The following is a 16,630-nucleotide window of genomic DNA, read 5'->3' on the forward strand; positions in this document are numbered from 1 at the left end:
GAGATACTTTTAACACTAACGATTCATCAGAAAAAGGAAATTCACATGAGCAATAAAGCCATATTGATCCTCGTAGTAGCCATGATTGCAGCTGCTGGTTATCTTTTAGTTAAGAGCGATGCAGAAGTTGATATGGGCGGTGAAAAACACGGCGCAGAAGCAGCTCACATGGAAGATGCCAAGAAAGAAGCTCCTGCTGCTCCTGCTGCAGAACCAGCTAAGAAGTAAATGAATTTATATATCTATCGCTGATAGATAAAAAACGCCCCGCATGTCGGGGCGTTTTGCTTAGAATGTCTACATGTCCAGTTATAGACCTAAAAACTCTTCCCGCATTTCACCAGAAGCAGAACGCCTTGTATCTGACGCTCTTTCTTTGGCAGCCTCTGGCAGTCGAGTTGAAGATATTTTTTGGGAAAGTAAACTGCTAGAACGTCTTTTAAGGCTACTGCACGCACAAAATCAAAACGCTATTGAAAGCGCACTAGACCAAACCTTAAAGATTAATCCTATCGCATTTGATGCGCTTGCGGAGAATGCTGAAACATTAGCGGAATCACTGACACTAGAGCATCAAGGTGAAACATGGGATGTCGTATTAATTGCCATTCCCATCATTGCTAGAACTCGTTACAGTATTCCATCGGGAAAATTAAGCACGGAAACAATTACTGCTACCGGCAATCAATTGCACGGACAGATCGTTTCACAACACGCCCGCATTGCTTTAGTACCCTGGCTATATAGCATTGATCAAATGCCCCACTCTCATTGCCAAACTAGGTTATTACTTGAAAAGCTAGCTTCTGCAGCTGTTAATTCAAGTGAAATCAAGCTTGAGTTAAGAGACATGCCCGAAACAATTCCGGTTCTAGCAGACCCCCGCTATATTGTTGGTGCCGTGGCTGCACCTAGCGGGACACCTCTCTTTAGGTGGCAAGAAGAAAGTCCGCGCCGCCAAGAGAGAAGTGTTTGTTTACAACATTGGCAAATCGGCATGCGGGACACAATTGCCGCAGTTATTCCTGGTTGCGAATTCGAGCTCACACTTCCAGAAGCGTACTTCACCAATTGCCGAGAAGCAGATAGAAAAATTCGTCCTTTAAGCATCTTGGCCGCCGTTAATTATCTTGAATCCATGCTCAATGTCAGTTCAGCGGGATTATCTTGTGTCATAGGCGGGTTTGGTGAAGAACAATGTGACGAATACCGCATTTCTTTTGCGCTAAAAGGTTCCAAAGAAATTGTCTACGGTGTTGTATGGCCACTCTATGACCGAGAGCTTGTCGCTAACGATGCCTTAAATGACATCTCTATTGATGACAGCCCGATACGTGAAATCTATGACACCATCAAAGTATCAGGAATTGATGATCAATTTAGGCACGCTGAACTATTTAATCCAGAGGTATGCGAAGACTGTGGCGCCCCTATGTTTGTTGACCGTGCTGGCGAAATTGTTCATGCAGAAATGCCAGAAGACACTCCAGACCAACAACCTTTATTTCATTAACAGTTACTGTTCTTTTCTTCTAAAAACTGGCTTTTCCGGAGAGCTTTCTTTCGGAGCGTACTGATAACCTTCTAAATCAAAATCTTTTAAACCCTCTGGTTTATCAACTTTGTTATCAATGATATATCGCGTCATCAAGCCTCTAGCGCGCTTAGCGTAGAAGGAAATAATTTTGTATTTGCCTGCTTTTTCGTCTTGGAAAACCGGTGCAACAATCGGATAAGTTAACTTAGCTGGCGCGACCGATTTGAAATACTCATCGGAAGCCAAATTGATCAATGTTTGATTTTTATGTTGATCCAACTCTTTCTTGAGTGCTTGGGTAATCTTCTCTCCCCAAAATGCATACAGATCTTTACCAACCGCATTTTTAAAAGAAGTACCCATCTCTAATCGATAGGCCTGCATTAAATCTAAAGGCTTTAAAACACCATAAAGACCTGATAAAACTCTCACATGATCTTGAGCATAATCCAAAGATTTTTTATTCAGGGTTTTAGCATCTAACCCCTCATAAACATCACCATTAAAAGCCAAAATAGCCTGTTTACTATTTTTAAAATTAAAGGTCTTCGACCACTCACCAAATCTGGCCACATTTAATGCTGCCAACTTGTCAGATAAGTCCATTAATTCAGCGACTTCCTGAAGCGATAGCTTTTTGAGCTCACTAATTAATTTAGCGGATTCCCCAATAAAAATAGGCAACGTATGCTTATCCGTCGTGGGAGGAGTCTCATAATCCAAACTCTTGGCAGGCGAAAGTACGATCAACATGGCAGAATAATAAAAATAATGAATCCAAATAATAATACTTTGAGACAAATTAATCTGCCTACCAGACTGCCTAAGGTGGGAACAACCATTTTTACCGTCATGTCAGCGCTTGCCAATGAGTATCAAGCCATCAACCTAGGACAGGGATTCCCAGATTTTTCTTGTGACAGCCGATTGTTAGATGCTGTTAATGACGCCATGCGCGCAGACCACAATCAATATCCCCCAATGGCAGGCATTGCGCCACTTCGCGAGGGTATCAGTAAAAAAATAGCCCATTTATATAAGCATATATATGACCCTCTCACAGAGATCACTGTGACTGCAGGAGGCACTCAGGGTATTTTTACAGTCATCGCTTGCGCGGTTAGACCTGGTGATGAGGTGATTGTCATTGAACCAGTCTACGACTCCTACATCCCCGCCATTGAGACAGTTGGCGGTACAGCGATTCCTGTGCAGCTCGTTGTTGAAAGAAATGGCGAAGGAAAAATTACCGGATACACCATTCCCTGGGATGCATTACAAAAAGCCATTACCTCTCACACCAGAATGATTATGATTAATTCACCACACAATCCAACCGGTATGGTGTGGGAAAAATCAGACTTGGATAAATTAGCTGAACTGGTTAGAAACACCGACATCCTAATCTGTAGCGATGAAGTTTATGAACACATGGTCTACGATGGCCAACAACATCAAAGTGTCGCTCGCCACCCTGAGCTAGCAAATCGATCTTTCTTAATTTCAAGCTTTGGAAAAACATATCATGTAACTGGTTGGAAAGTTGGTTATGTGGCAGCACCAAAGCATCTCATGAATGAGTTCAGAAAAGTTCACCAGTTCAATGTATTTACAGTCAATACACCGATGCAATATGGTCTAGCTAAATATCTAGAAGACCCCGTACCGTACACTCAACTATCCAACTTCTACCAACAAAAAAGAGACTTTCTACGTAAAGGCTTAGAAGCAACACGTTTTAAATTACTACCTACACCAGGTACCTATTTTCAATGCGTTGACTACAAACATTTGAATATCCCAGAAACACAGCTCAACGAAGCTGATTTCTGCCAATGGCTAACCAAAGAGATTGGTGTGGCTGCTATCCCCGTATCTGCGTTTTACGATAAAACCGTAGAATCTGGTGTCATACGATTTTGTTTTGCCAAACAACAAACCACCCTCCAACAAGCACTAGAAAGACTATCCAAATTATGAGTAAAAATAAATCAATGATTGACGTCTACAGCTGGCCAACACCAAACGGTCACAAAGTACACATCATGCTAGAAGAATGTGGCTACCGTTTAGGTAAAGACTGGCAGGCACACCCCATTAATATTAGTAATGGCGATCAATTTAAAAAAGAATTTTTAGCCATCAGTCCTAACAACAAAATACCTGCCATCGTTGATCCGAATGGTCCGGATGGAAAGCCTATTTCATTGTTTGAATCTGGCGCCATCTTGTTATACCTAGCATCCAAAACTGGACGATTCCTACCAAAGACTACTCGTGGAAAATTTGAAGTCTTGCAATGGCTCATGTTTCAAATGGGCGGTGTTGGTCCGATGCTAGGTCAAACGCATCACTTCCGTCTATATGCGCCGCAAAAAATTGATTACGCGATTGATCGCTACACCAATGAAACTCGCCGTCTATATGGAGTTATGGATAAAGAGCTTGCTAAGAAGCCTTATATAGCTGGCAAGGAATACAGCATTGCTGATATCGCCATCTTCCCTTGGACCCGCTCTTGGAAAAATCAAGGCATTACCTTAGATGAATTCCCGAATGTTAAACGTTGGCATGAAGCAATTGCAGCACGCCCGGCCGTTCAACGTGGTGTAGAAGTTTTAGCTAACTTAAGAAAACCTACTTAAGATTATTTAGACGGGTTAACTAAAAACTTCTGACACATCGCTTTAGCAAATACCCAGGCAGCAGGTAAGCCTGGGATAACAATCATGGCGATAGCTACCCATGAGAAATGCGCCTTCACCCATGGATGCTCACCAAGCATAAAACCAAGACTTGTCAAACTTCCCACCCATAAAATACCGCCAGTAATGTTGTAAGCAGAAAATTTTGAATATGACATCTGCGCAACACCCGCAACAAAGGGCGCAAATGTTCGAATGAAAGGTAAAAACCTTCCCACCACAATCGTCATGGGTCCATGTTTCTCATAAAAATCATGTGTCTTATTAAAAGCATCTCGGTTAAACCAACGAGAGTTTTCCCAAGAAAATACTTTTGCGCCAATCAAACGTCCTACTGAGTAATTAAGCGCATCACCCGAAATAGCTGCAATAACTAAAATTAATAGCAACACAGGCAAACTCATTCCGCCCACAGCCGCTATGGCACCAGAAATAAACAACAAAGAGTCACCTGGCAAAAACGGCATCACAACCAAGCCAGTTTCCACAAAAATAATTGCAAATAACAATGCATAAACCCACGGCCCCCAAGAAGCCACAACTACCGTTAAGTGTTTATCTAAATGCAGAAAAAGATCTAATAGCTGAGAAAAATCAATCGTCATCATTACTGGAATACCACTGTACTTTTACCGTTTAATAAAATGCGATGCTCAGCATGCCATCTCACCGCTCTCGATAAAGCCATACACTCCACATCACGCCCTACAGCTGCCAATTGATCAGGGTTCATTGCATGATCCACACGCTCCACGCCCTGCTCAATAATTGGACCCTCATCCAAATCAGTGGTGACATAATGGGCTGTAGCACCTATTAACTTAACGCCACGTTGATGTGCCTGCCAATAAGGTTTAGCGCCTTTAAAACTTGGCAAAAAAGAATGGTGAATATTAATCGCCTTACCAGCCAGTTTCTCGCAAACAGCGGGCGACAGAATTTGCATATATCTAGCTAAAACAACTAAATCAATTTTCTCTTGATCAATCAAATCAAGTAATTGTTGTTCTTGCTCATCTTTACGCGCATCAGTAGCACTTGATAAAGGCAAATGGTGGAAGGCAATCCCATATGTTTTTGCTAAACCTTCAAAATCCTTATGATTAGAAACAATTGCGGCAATTTCAATTGGCAAATAACCACTATGCGTTCTAAATAACAAATCATTAAGACAATGCCCTAGCTTGGAAACCATGATTAAGACTTTGGGCTTACTTGAGGCATCAAATAATTCCCATTCCATATCAAATTTCTGCCCAATATCTAAAAAACGTTTTTTCAACTCTAGAAGATCTAGGTTTTTTATTGTTTTATCAAAATGAATTCTCATAAAGAAGCGCCCTGTAAAGGTATCGCTAAATTGAGCGGAATCCAAAATGTTGGCTGTTTCGCCAAATAAGAAATGGCTGACCGCATGAACAATTCCGGGGCGATCTGGGCACGCTATTTTGAGAATGAAACCTTGTGTCGACATATTCCTATTATCCATGGTCAAACATTTGCTGAGGTATTAAAGCATTTTAATGGGATGATTTTAAGGAAAAGCCTCAAAATTGACATCCAAACTACATTATTTGGCTTAGCATCAGCTTAAACTTAGGGTTTTGACAAATTAATCAAAGGTTAGATATGAGTATCCAGTCTGTTGGCATCATTGGCGCTGGCACGATGGGCAATGGTATTGCTCAAGCATGTGCAGTTTCTGGTTTAAATGTTGTGATGGTTGATATTAGCGATGCAGCCGTCCAAAAGGGATTAAGCACCATCTCTGGAAGCCTTGATCGTCTGATTAAAAAAGAAAAAATGACAGAAGCAGAAAAAACTGCAGCAATGTCACGCATTCAAACTAGCACTGATTACAACAGCTTTAAATCTTGCGGCATGGTCATTGAGGCCGCAACCGAAAACTATGATTTAAAAGTAAAGATACTGAAGCAGTTAGATAGCATCGTATCTAAAGATGTCATCATCGCTACCAACACATCTTCTATCTCCATTACACAATTAGCTGCCCAAATTTCAGTGCCTGAGCGTTTTATTGGCATGCACTTCTTCAACCCAGTACCAATGATGGCCTTGGTTGAAATCATTCGTGGCTTACAAACTAATGATGTAACGCATGGTTTAGTCCAAGGTATGGCAAAAGCGCTAGGTAAAGAACCTATTACAGTCAAAAATGCGCCAGGCTTTGTAGTTAACCGCATCTTGATTCCTATGATCAATGAAGCGTTCTTTGTTTTAGCAGAAGGTATAGCTACCCCTGAGGATATCGATGCTGGCATGAAGTTGGGCTGTAACCACCCTATTGGACCTTTAGCGCTAGCTGACATGATTGGGTTAGATACATGCTTGGCAGTTATGGAGGTTTACTTCAATAACTTCAATGATTCCAAATATCGCCCATGCCCACTATTAAGAGAAATGGTCGCAGCTGGCTATCTAGGTCGCAAAACAAACAAAGGTGTTTATAACTACAATTAAAATATGTTGGCACCCATCACAAGATTTCTAGGATATGCAGGATTAATTCCTTTTATAGCCCTATCGGCCCTGGTTCAGTTTGCTGAACCACCGCTTGATTTTTGGGCGGCGAACTCTTTACTCATATATGGCGCTAGCATTGCCTCATTTGTAGGCGCTCTACATTGGGGACCTCTACTCAGCCCCCAACCTCCTCACACCCACCAGCATTTCTGGAGAAGTACTGGTGCCTGGGTTTGGGGTGTTATCCCATCCTTATTGGCTTGGGTTGCGCTACACCTACCTTTCTCTTCGGGATATTTCTTAATTGCCCTGACCTTACTAACAGCCTTAATCATTGACCGTAGGCAATTTCATCATCTCATTGAAGATGAGCTTTATTTAGCGGATTTTTTAAAGATGCGCACCATCCTCACTTTAGTTGCCACGCTGAGTCTTATCTTGGCAGGCATCGCCATTCAGGATTATTAGTCCTCGCCACTTCATGCCCACAACCCAAGACTCATTCATTCCGTTAGCGGAAGCCTTAAGGCCTAAGCGCCTAGAGGATTTAGTAGGTCAAAGTCATCTGATGGGTGAAGGTAAACCTCTACATACGACATTTATCTCCGGCAAACCTCACTCGATGATTTTATGGGGGCCTCCTGGTGTCGGAAAAACAACGATTGCCCGCTTAACAGCTGGCGCATTTGACTGTGACTTTATTCCGCTATCAGCTGTTCTTGCTGGAGTTAAAGAAATTCGCCAAGCAGTTGATCAAGCTGAATTGAACTTATCTCAATTTGGCAAACATACTATTTTGTTTGTTGATGAAATTCACCGCTTCAATAAAGCCCAACAAGATGCCTTACTTCCTTTTGTTGAATCAGGCTTAGTCACTTTCATCGGCGCCACCACAGAAAATCCCTCCTTCGAAGTTAATTCAGCTCTGCTATCTCGAGCACAAGTGTATGTACTCAAATCACTGGCGGCTGAAGATATGCAAGCCCTCTTGGAGAAAGCCAAAAAACAAAACTTAGTTCAACTTGAATTTGACGAGGATGCCAAGCAGTCTTTGATAGATCTTGCTGATGGAGATGCAAGACGTTTTTTAAATTTACTTGAGCAAATTAATAATGCGGCTCAAACCAATCGCGTCACGCATGTATCGCTAGAGTTTTTAAGTAATGCCGTAGGCAGCAGCAATCGTAGATTTGATAAAGGCGGTGATTATTTCTATGATCAAATTTCTGCGCTACATAAATCTGTCAGAGGCTCTAATCCGGATGCGGCCCTATATTGGTTTTGCCGCATGATTGATGGTGGTGCCGACGCGAAATATTTAGCACGCAGAATTGTGCGCATGGCCTGGGAAGATATCGGATTAGCTGATCCTAGAGCCATTCAGTTAGCCAATGACGCAGCCACGACTTATGAAAGATTAGGTAGCCCCGAGGGGGAGCTAGCACTTGCCCAGGCACTTATCTACCTTGCAGCAGCCCCAAAAAGCAATGCTGGTTACAACGCCTACAACGAGGCTCGAGCCTTTATCGCAAAAGATAAAACACGCGAAGTTCCCATTCATTTAAGAAATGCTCCGACCAAACTTATGAAAGAACTGGGTCATGGCAAAGCATATCGCTACGCCCACGATGAGGCTCATGCTTATGCGGCAGGAGAAACTTATCTACCTGAAGGTGTTATGGAGCCGCATTGGTACCAACCAACAGACCGTGGCTTGGAAGCAAAAATTAAAGAAAAAATGGCCTTCCTAAAATCGTTAGATGACGCTGCCAAAAAAAATAGCTCCAATAAATAAACCCGCTTCAAGCGGGTTTATTTATTGTTATTAATGAGCTTAATTAGGTCAACATATCCGCCCAAATGTTACGTGCCCATGCCTGCGCGTACTCTCCCTCTAATGGATTAGCTGCAGCAGACAGACCGCCAGAGCCTGGCACAGTCAACATCGTGCGCTTCTCTGCATCGTAACGATGAACACTTGACACATGCACAACATCAGTTGCAGAAACAAAGCTATAACAAGTGTTGTTATACACAGGCAACTGATTAACTTCTGCACCACTCAAAATAGCCACTACCGCAGCTGCACAAGTCTTACCATGCTGATTGGCCATATGACCCGACTTAGGCATCAGTGGCGCCACCTGAATAGAATCACCCAAAACATGCACATTCGGCGCAACTTTTGACTCAAATGTTAAGAAGTCCACTTCACACCAACGTGCGTTCATGTTCGCCAAACCTGTTGTTAAAGCAATTTTTCCCGCACGCATTTGAGGCAATACATTTAGCACATCAGCTTTAATATCGTCATTAAATTCAAACTTAAGTGTTTTGCTCTTAGCATCCACATCCGTTAATAAATGTTTAGGGCGATATTCAACCATGCCAGCATAACGTGTAGCCCAAGCCGCTTTAAATAATCCTGGCTTAGATGTTACGTCATCATTAGCATCCAAAATTAATACTTTGCTCTTAGGCTTGGCCTTCTTAAAGTAATCAGCTACCTGACAAGCACGCTCATAAGGCCCTGGAGGGCAACGATACGGGGCCAAAGGAATGGAAATGGCAAAAACTCCTCCATCCCTCATCCCCTCTACTTGTTTTCTTAAAGCCAAAGTCTGAGGGCCAGCTTTCCATGCATGCAACACTTCTTCTTGAGCATTTGGCTTAAGCATACCTGGCAACTTCTCATAATTTAGATCAATACCAGGAGAAACAATTAAACGATCGTAAAACAAGGAGGCGCCACCAGCCAACCTCACTTGACGTTTAGCGACGTCAATAGAAACCACTGAATCTTTAACCAAATTAACACCATGGTTTTTTCTTAAACCCTCATAAGAAACTGTGATGTCCTCCATCTTCTTACTACCGCCAATCACCAAATTAGATAAAGGGCAGGAAATAAAATTCTGATCAGGTTCAATTAAAGTGACATCGGCAGTGTAATTAGAAAATTTACGGACATATTTAGCAGCAGTAGTGCCACCATACCCACCGCCAATAACCACAACTTTTGCACCCTTGGCATTAATTTCAGTTGTTGCACAACCACTCAATGCTGTAACAGCAGCGCCCGCTCCAATAATTTGTATAAATTCACGTCTTTGCATCATGCGCTCCTAATTATTTAGTTTTAGCCGCTGGCTTTTCATGAGGTAAAGCCGCAAAGTAACCTGCAATCGCCTCAATTTGCTCATCAGAATAGCCCTTGCTTAACTGATGCATCACCGAAGCCACACGCTTACCTGATTGATAGTCTTTCATCTTTTCAATCAAATCTGATTTTTTTTGTCCCGCCAAACTAGCCATGCCACCCTCTGAATATCCATCTGTACCATGGCAGGCGAAACAAGAAGATGCCCATTGCTTCACCTGCAATGACTGCGCATACGCTCCAATAGATACAGCACTTAGTGCGCTTATTAATAACCCACTTATGAATAGTTTTTTCATCAATCAATTCCCCCTCATGTTATTAAGATATTAACTCCTAAGATTTATAACAACCCTTGGGGTTTCACCCTAAAGTTAGTTTTAATCTCTAACTATGGAGATTGTTTCTAATCTTGCTCAAGAAAGCAAATAAGCAAAAGATAAGGTCATTTATTTTTGAGCATATTTACTAAGCTCAAAGAAATCTAAGTCAATCATCAAACCGTAATCTTTTTGAATAACTATACCCCGTTTATCCAAGATATAAAGTTCCGGCACCCCCCTACGCTTACCAATCGCCTGACTTAACTGAGGAGTCATCATAGCAACGGGGAAATCATAATTATTTTTATTCATGTAATTAACCACCAAAGATTCTTGCTTATCAATAGATAGGGTCAATACATTTAAAGAATGCGGGGGTATTTTTTTAACTAACTGGTCTAGATGAACATTTTGCTTTTTACAAAATGGGCACCAAGTTGCCCAAACCTGAACCAAAGTATTTCTCTGATTCCAATATGCTTGATCCATTACTCGACCATCAACAGTCGTAACAGTCCCAAGCAATAATTGATCACCAACCTCAATAGCAAAAATGGTTGGCACATAGCCAACCACGCTGCAAAAAAATAAAATTGATAAATAAATTCTTAACAATGGTTACTTAACAAAATGAGTGAAGTTTTTTGCCGGCTCACGTTCTGTGATTAAAGTATTTTCAATTTTGCTATTGTCAGCAAAGCCTAAAGACATGCCGCAAACTACTTGTTGCTCGGGCTTCAAATCCAAATGTTTCGCAATAATTTTATGAAATTGCGTAAAAGCAGCCTGAGGGCACGTATCCAAACCACGTGCTTTAGCAGCCAACATGACGCTTTGGATAAACATACCGTAATCCAACCAGCTACCTTGCTGCATCACGCGATCAATCGTAAAGAAGATACCTACAGGCGCGTCAAAGAACTGATAGTTACGCGCATGCTGGGCTTGCATCTTCTCCTTATCGTCTTTACCAAGCCCCAGCAAACCGTATAAATCAAAACCTACTTTACGACGGCGAGAAATATAAGGATCAACCCATTTAGCAGGGTAATAACTATATTCTTCCTCATGATCTTTAATAGCAACAGGATCCATAAAGGCTTTCATGATGTCAGCGGAAATCATTTTCTTTTTTTCTCCAGTAACAACATAAACCTGCCAAGGCTGAGTATTGGTTCCAGACGGAGCCCTAGCCGCAACATCTAATAAATCGAGAATAGTGCTCTCAGGAATCTCTGTTGGCAAAAAAGCGCGAATAGACCGGCGCGCTTTAATATTGTCATCAACGATCTTGGAAATTTCAGTTTGATTCATAGGGTTATTCTCTGTTTAAAAGGTTTAAAAGCATCCGATTATCTTAAATCATATTGAATAAATCGGATCATAGAGCTACTAAAGTCGCCGCTATTCCACCGAAAAATCATTTAAAAACACATATAAAACATATAGTTATAGTTCATAAAACGATATTCTCAGGGTCTTAGGGCTATTTCAGGCTGTACAAGCTTTAAAACCTAGTAAAAGCCCTTATAAAATATTCATCGATCTTTTATAAAACTGTGCGATACTTGGCATGTAGGTCTTCAAGTAGCTTCCGTCGTTACCATTTATCAAAATGGGTGATTCGGTTAGTTGAATCTTCCAGCCCTGCAAGAAATGGTGAGTAATCACCGTGTTTAATTTTTTTAAGGAATTACAGTAATGGCAACAGGTATTGTTAAATGGTTTAACGACGCAAAAGGTTTTGGTTTTATTACTCCTGATGGTGGTGGTGAAGATCTTTTCGCTCACTTCTCAGCGATTCAAGGTAACGGTTTCAAAAGCTTGAAAGAAAACCAAAAGGTTAGCTTTGAAGTAACAACTGGCCCTAAGGGCAAGCAAGCTTCTAACATCAACCCACTATAAACGTTGGTTGATTGAAAAAAACCCGACTTAGGTCGGGTTTTTTTGTAACTATTTTTATACCTAGATTAAACCGAAGCCCCCTAGGATAGCCCCAACCAATAGCAATACAAGAATGTGGGCTCTTGTCTTCCATATCAACAAAACAGTTATTGCCGTACATAACCAAAGCGGCCAATCTCTTTCGAATTGATTATTTGTGGCCGTAATAATCCAGCTGGTTGCCAAAATAGCCCCCACCACGATTGGCGCCAAGCCTTGCTTAAATGCCACCACATAACTCTTCTCTTGATTAGCTTGAACCCAGCGAGATGTGGCATAAGTTAACAGTGAGCTAGGCAACATCACCCCCATCATTGCCACACACATACCCAAAATACCCCATAGATATTGCTGATAACCAATTGCTACTGAGTTAACGCCAATATGCCAGCCAAACATGGCAATCACTAGAATATTGGGGCCAGGAGCAGATTGCGCAATGGCGATAGAAGTTAGAAACTGATCCTCAGTCATCCACTTGGTTTGATTAACCATGTAACGATGCATTTCAGGAATCACCGTAACAGCACCACCAACAGCCATTAAAGACACGCCTAAAAAGTGCAAAAAGACCAAAGACCAATCTGAAAATGTAAACGTCATCATGGCTTAATCTTTCTATAAGTTAGATAAATAGAAAGAACGCCCAAACTCAATAAGACATAAATTAATGGCACACGAACAATAGCCACTGCCAAAAAACAAACCACCCCAATTAAAGAAGCCTGCCCATAACCTAAAGGATGATTTTTTAGTGCGCTTGCCATCTTGAGCGATGCTCCGGCAATCAAACCAGCAGCCACAGCCCCCATTCCCCTTAGAGCTCCCGCAACGACGGGATAACCGCTTAACTCATGGTAAAAAAATGCCAACACAATTAGAACCAACATTGGGAATACCAACATTCCGGCAATACCAGCAATAGCCCCAGCCCAACCAAAATAACGCGACCCAAAAATAATGGCTAAATTAACAACATTGGGACCTGGAAGAACTTGAGCAACAGCCCAATCCTCAATAAATTCTTCTTGTGTATACCAGCGCTTTTTATCAACTAACTCTCTTTGGGCCACAGGTAAAACGCCGCCAAACCCTTGGAGCGCCAACCATGTAAAAGACCAAAAAAGCTCTGATTTAGATTTAGGAAATTCCTTCATTGGCCAATTTTAATGGCTAATGAAAAATTAGATTTAAATAGCTCTACTGAGCAAATTTAACTTCTTGTAATTTGATAGATCGAACTGAATCACCCGAAACTCGAACAGGTCTTCCTTGAAAATAAATGCTTGCCTGAGATACACCATTGGTCAAAATGGTAAACGGTGCCTTACCCGTAAAAGTGTAATTAGATCCAACATCCATTGACTGCATATTAGATTTACCTGTGGCATCAATCACACAAATAGTCTGCTTAGATTTAGATTGAATAAACACAAAATCCGCTGCTTTAGTTGCTTCTGTGACACGATACTCAAGAACTGTTGCATCAGATTTTGGACAACCAGCCTCTGAAGGTAGCGGTGGCACACCAACCGCTGCTACTGTAGTGGCAGAAGTTTCAATTGCCTCTTGAGTTGGCTCAGATGGCTCAGCAGAAATCGCCACTGGAGCTGGCTTATCCATAAACAGCTCCACAATATCTGCTCTGGTGATGTAAAGACCGGCCATCACCAACAGGAGTAACGCTCCTTTCGCCAAATTCACCGGAAGCTGAAGCGGTATTTTCTTTATAAAGCTCTCTTTGCCAGATTGAAGATTTTCCAAGCTTATTTTTTGCTCGACAGGCTCATTTTTTTTACTTGAATATTTTTCTTCTTTAGAACTTGGATTATTAGAGATTGCTTTGGTAACTGCTGACTCTTCAGGAACCTCATCTTCCAATGCTTCCACATCAAAAGATAATGAGCTCTGGAAACTCTGATCACCATCTGGATAAACTAAATACTGAGATTCCTCTAAATTAAGTAACTTACCAACTTTCTTAGCTACAGTTACTTTGTGGGCTTCCGAATAGAAACTTGAAACACCGCCATCTTCTAATTGAATAATATGTTTTTTAGACAAGCAAGCTTTGACCCCAAGCTCTTCCGGCTTCATTTTCAGTCTCTGTCGTGCGGACTGCAGCACTTTTCCCTGAATTTCAGGGATCGCTGCTGCTTTATTTTTTGAGCCACCCGCCATAAAAGTCTCCTCGACCACTATTCATTTAAAGCTATCATATAACGAACTAAATCTTGCAATGAATCTGCCTGCATTTTTTCCATCACACGTGCTTTGTGCACTTTAATAGTGGCATTGGTAGTCCCCAACTCCACCGCAATATCTTTATTCATCAAGCCATCGACCAACAACGCGCATACCTCTGTCTCACGGGGAGTTAGTGACTCATAACGTTGTCGCAATGATAAAGATTGACCAATTTTCTTAAAATTTTCTCGATCTTTAGCTACTGCATTAGTTAACGCCAATAACATTTCATCTAAGTTAAATGGCTTAAATAAAAAATCGACTGCGCCCTGCTTCATTCCTGTAACAATCTCATGAGACATAGATTCACCAGAAATGAAAATAATCGGCGTTATACGCCCCATATCAACCAAACGCTTCTGCAAATCTACTCCAGACATGGATGGCATGCGCATATCTAACAGAATCGCAGCTGGAGAAACTGGTACGGATTTTTCTAAAAATTCTTCTGGAGAAGCGTATATATCAGCGGTATAGCCATAGGTCTTTAACATGCGCGCCAAAGAGCTACGCATAGATTCATCATCTTCTACAACATATATATGACCTAAAGAATTCACAACATCCATCCATCTGTTTACTTAAGGTAATACTAGTAATCTTTGCAATATTTGGCTATTAGCCTTATAGCTAATATTACTTATGCATGGTTAATGATGCTTTTCAGGGGTCACATCAAGTGCGACTAAAAATCTTGACACCATGTTGTAGGTGGCGATAACTCCTACCAGCTCAACTAAGCGCTGAGAACCTAAAGCTTCTTGTAATCGCCCCATTAAATTAGGGTCAACCTCAACAGCCTTGGTCATTTGAATAGTTAATTCAATCGCATCCTGCTCTAAGGCATTGAAGAGTCCCTGTGGCATGGTGCGTTGACCAATACCTCTCATGGCCAACACCTGCTCTTCACTGCCTCCCGCAGATACAAATACTGGCGCATGGTGAATGAACTCATATTCAGCTCGATTAATAACTGCCACTCCACACATTGCCAGTTCACGCAACTTAGGATCCAAGGATAAATTGTTTCTCACTTCACCTAAGAAAGCATTCCACCCTTTAGCAAAAGGCGCGCTATGCAACAGCATACGATCCAGATTAATTAAATCACCACCTCGGCGATGGCGAATAGCCGCCACCAATTCCGCTGGCTCTTTCAAGTCCAGCGGTTGATATGGCACTAAGCGTTTATCTTCAGAACTCACTGAGATAACCCAACTTAATTAGCATCTTCTTTAATACTGTTTTCTTTGACAAACTTGCCCCAGATATCAATTTGCTTATTAACAAACTCTTGGGCAGGCTTAGGGCCTAATCCTGCTATTTCAACACCTTGAGATTTCAAGCGATTGGAGACTTCAGGACTCTTCAATGCTTTAGCAATTTCCGCATGCATTTTATTAATAATGGCTTCTGGGGTTTTAGCAGGCGCAATAATGGCCCACCATGCTGGCGCATCAAAATTAGGGTAACCGCTCTCAGCCACCGTTGGTACATTAGGCAGTTCAACTGTACGTTTTTTAGTTGTGACTACCAAAGGAATAATGCCATTTGTATCAATATGAGGTTTTACCAAAAATAAAGAGCCAACTGCCAACGGCACATGACCAGCTAGCGCGTCTTGCATCAAAGGGCCACCGCCACGATAAGGCACATGCGTCCAATCAAACTTACCTTCCTTAGCTAACAATGCCATAGCCAAGTGACCTAAACTTCCAGTACCGATTGAACCGTAATTTGCTGGCTTTTTAGCTTTTGATTGGTCAATCAACTGTTTAAAGCTAGTAATGCCCGAAGCTTTACTAGCTGTCAAAACCATTGGCGCCGTACCAATCATGGTGACAGTCGCAATATCTTTTTTGGTGTCATAAGGCATTTTTTCCTTAAGACTAGGATTAACACCATGGGTATCAAAAACAACAGCGAAAGTGTACCCATCAGGAGCTGCCTTGGCCAAAGCATTCGTACCAATCACCCCAGATGCACCACCAATATTTTCAACAATCACCGATTGCTTCAATTGATTTTGCAATGACGGCGCCAAAATCCTCGCCACCTGATCAACAGAACCTCCAGGAGGGAATACGGAAATTAAACGAATCGGCTTATGATTAGGCCAATCTTGACTTTGAGCCTGAACAACCCCAATAAGACACAATGAAGCAAGCAAACTACTTAAAAGCTTAAATTTCATATTATTTCCTCTATTTAAGATCCGATGGATTTAGCT

Annotated in this window: 21 protein-coding genes; 8 read left to right on the top strand and 13 right to left on the bottom strand. The window is 41.7% G+C overall.

Annotated features, from left to right (window positions below; translation table 11 throughout):
- The first annotated feature begins 45 nt into the window (after positions 1-45).
- Together ICV01_RS05355 and ICV01_RS05360 are read left to right on the top strand one after the other, a co-directional pair.
- Positions 46-228 carry a hypothetical protein gene (locus tag ICV01_RS05355; protein WP_215286472.1) on the top strand — a complete coding sequence of 61 codons (183 nt, stop codon included), beginning with the start codon at positions 46-48 and terminating at the stop codon, positions 226-228.
- 73 nt (positions 229-301) lie between these two features.
- A complete protein-coding gene (locus ICV01_RS05360; protein ID WP_215286473.1) occupies positions 302-1,513 on the top strand; it encodes a DUF2863 family protein in 1,212 nt (403 codons plus the stop codon).
- 3 nt (positions 1,514-1,516) lie between these two features.
- Here ICV01_RS05360 and yaaA read toward each other — a convergent pair whose 3' ends face one another.
- On the bottom strand, positions 1,517-2,290 hold the full coding sequence (gene yaaA, locus ICV01_RS05365) for a peroxide stress protein YaaA (protein ID WP_215286474.1): 774 nt from the start codon (positions 2,288-2,290) through the stop codon (positions 1,517-1,519).
- Between the two features lie 18 nt (positions 2,291-2,308).
- Here yaaA and ICV01_RS05370 point away from each other — a divergent pair, with 18 nt between their 5' ends.
- Both ICV01_RS05370 and ICV01_RS05375 read left to right on the top strand, forming a co-directional pair.
- Positions 2,309-3,517, top strand: a complete 1,209-nt coding sequence (locus ICV01_RS05370) for a pyridoxal phosphate-dependent aminotransferase (RefSeq protein WP_215286475.1) — start codon at positions 2,309-2,311, stop codon at positions 3,515-3,517.
- 14 nt (positions 3,518-3,531) lie between these two features.
- Positions 3,532-4,182, top strand: coding sequence for a glutathione binding-like protein (locus ICV01_RS05375; RefSeq protein ID WP_215286476.1), 651 nt, complete (start codon positions 3,532-3,534; stop codon positions 4,180-4,182).
- Between the two features lie 2 nt (positions 4,183-4,184).
- On the opposite strand, the gene ICV01_RS05380 is transcribed toward ICV01_RS05375, so the two are convergent.
- Both ICV01_RS05380 and purU read right to left on the bottom strand, forming a co-directional pair.
- A complete protein-coding gene (locus ICV01_RS05380; protein ID WP_215286477.1) occupies positions 4,185-4,850 on the bottom strand; it encodes a VTT domain-containing protein in 666 nt (221 codons plus the stop codon).
- Positions 4,850-5,716: a formyltetrahydrofolate deformylase gene (purU, locus tag ICV01_RS05385; RefSeq protein WP_215286478.1), complete on the bottom strand. Its 867-nt coding sequence runs from the start codon at positions 5,714-5,716 to the stop codon at positions 4,850-4,852. The genes ICV01_RS05380 and purU overlap by 1 nt, the downstream gene beginning before the upstream one ends.
- Positions 5,717-5,871: 155 nt before the next feature.
- Between purU and ICV01_RS05390 the strand changes: the two genes are divergently transcribed.
- Genes ICV01_RS05390 through ICV01_RS05400 form a run of 3 tightly spaced genes read left to right on the top strand, consistent with a single transcriptional unit; the run spans position 5,872 to position 8,521 of the window.
- Entirely contained in the window at positions 5,872-6,723 is an 852-nt protein-coding gene (locus tag ICV01_RS05390) for a 3-hydroxybutyryl-CoA dehydrogenase (RefSeq protein WP_215286479.1), read from the top strand.
- A gap of 3 nt (positions 6,724-6,726) precedes the next feature.
- Positions 6,727-7,194 carry a DUF3429 domain-containing protein gene (locus tag ICV01_RS05395; protein WP_215286480.1) on the top strand — a complete coding sequence of 156 codons (468 nt, stop codon included), beginning with the start codon at positions 6,727-6,729 and terminating at the stop codon, positions 7,192-7,194.
- A gap of 13 nt (positions 7,195-7,207) precedes the next feature.
- Positions 7,208-8,521, top strand: a complete 1,314-nt coding sequence (locus tag ICV01_RS05400; protein WP_215286481.1) for a replication-associated recombination protein A — start codon at positions 7,208-7,210, stop codon at positions 8,519-8,521.
- A 43-nt stretch (positions 8,522-8,564) separates the two neighbouring features.
- Here ICV01_RS05400 and ICV01_RS05405 read toward each other — a convergent pair whose 3' ends face one another.
- The 4 genes from ICV01_RS05405 to ICV01_RS05420 form a co-directional block, all read right to left on the bottom strand.
- Positions 8,565-9,842 (bottom strand): FAD/NAD(P)-binding oxidoreductase, encoded by a 1,278-nt coding sequence (locus ICV01_RS05405; protein ID WP_215289154.1) that lies wholly within the window; start codon positions 9,840-9,842, stop codon positions 8,565-8,567.
- Between the two features lie 13 nt (positions 9,843-9,855).
- Positions 9,856-10,185 (bottom strand): c-type cytochrome, encoded by a 330-nt coding sequence (locus ICV01_RS05410; protein WP_215286482.1) that lies wholly within the window; start codon positions 10,183-10,185, stop codon positions 9,856-9,858.
- Between the two features lie 150 nt (positions 10,186-10,335).
- The gene (locus ICV01_RS05415; RefSeq protein ID WP_215286483.1) at positions 10,336-10,773 is read right to left on the bottom strand and encodes a TlpA disulfide reductase family protein; all 438 of its coding nucleotides are present in this window, start codon (positions 10,771-10,773) and stop codon (positions 10,336-10,338) included.
- 54 nt (positions 10,774-10,827) lie between these two features.
- Positions 10,828-11,523, bottom strand: a complete 696-nt coding sequence (locus tag ICV01_RS05420) for a nitroreductase (RefSeq protein WP_215286484.1) — start codon at positions 11,521-11,523, stop codon at positions 10,828-10,830.
- A gap of 387 nt (positions 11,524-11,910) precedes the next feature.
- Between ICV01_RS05420 and ICV01_RS05425 the strand changes: the two genes are divergently transcribed.
- On the top strand, positions 11,911-12,114 hold the full coding sequence (locus tag ICV01_RS05425; protein WP_088813360.1) for a cold-shock protein: 204 nt from the start codon (positions 11,911-11,913) through the stop codon (positions 12,112-12,114).
- Positions 12,115-12,174: 60 nt separating this feature from the next.
- Here the strand turns inward: ICV01_RS05425 and ICV01_RS05430 are convergent, their stop codons facing one another.
- The 6 genes from ICV01_RS05430 to ICV01_RS05455 form a co-directional block, all read right to left on the bottom strand.
- Positions 12,175-12,759: a chromate transporter gene (locus ICV01_RS05430; protein ID WP_215286485.1), complete on the bottom strand. Its 585-nt coding sequence runs from the start codon at positions 12,757-12,759 to the stop codon at positions 12,175-12,177.
- The gene (locus ICV01_RS05435; protein WP_215286486.1) at positions 12,756-13,310 is read right to left on the bottom strand and encodes a chromate transporter; all 555 of its coding nucleotides are present in this window, start codon (positions 13,308-13,310) and stop codon (positions 12,756-12,758) included. The genes ICV01_RS05430 and ICV01_RS05435 overlap by 4 nt, the downstream gene beginning before the upstream one ends.
- Positions 13,311-13,353: 43 nt before the next feature.
- A complete protein-coding gene (locus ICV01_RS05440; protein WP_215286487.1) occupies positions 13,354-14,334 on the bottom strand; it encodes a hypothetical protein in 981 nt (326 codons plus the stop codon).
- Between the two features lie 17 nt (positions 14,335-14,351).
- A complete protein-coding gene (locus ICV01_RS05445; RefSeq protein ID WP_251369321.1) occupies positions 14,352-14,960 on the bottom strand; it encodes a response regulator transcription factor in 609 nt (202 codons plus the stop codon).
- A gap of 90 nt (positions 14,961-15,050) precedes the next feature.
- Positions 15,051-15,605, bottom strand: a complete 555-nt coding sequence (locus ICV01_RS05450) for a carboxymuconolactone decarboxylase family protein (RefSeq protein WP_215286489.1) — start codon at positions 15,603-15,605, stop codon at positions 15,051-15,053.
- Between the two features lie 14 nt (positions 15,606-15,619).
- Positions 15,620-16,594: a tripartite tricarboxylate transporter substrate binding protein gene (locus tag ICV01_RS05455; protein WP_215286490.1), complete on the bottom strand. Its 975-nt coding sequence runs from the start codon at positions 16,592-16,594 to the stop codon at positions 15,620-15,622.
- Positions 16,595-16,630: the final 36 nt, after the last annotated feature.

This window comes from Polynucleobacter sp. MWH-Spelu-300-X4 (assembly GCF_018687515.1).
Classification (GTDB): Bacteria; Pseudomonadota; Gammaproteobacteria; order Burkholderiales; family Burkholderiaceae; genus Polynucleobacter.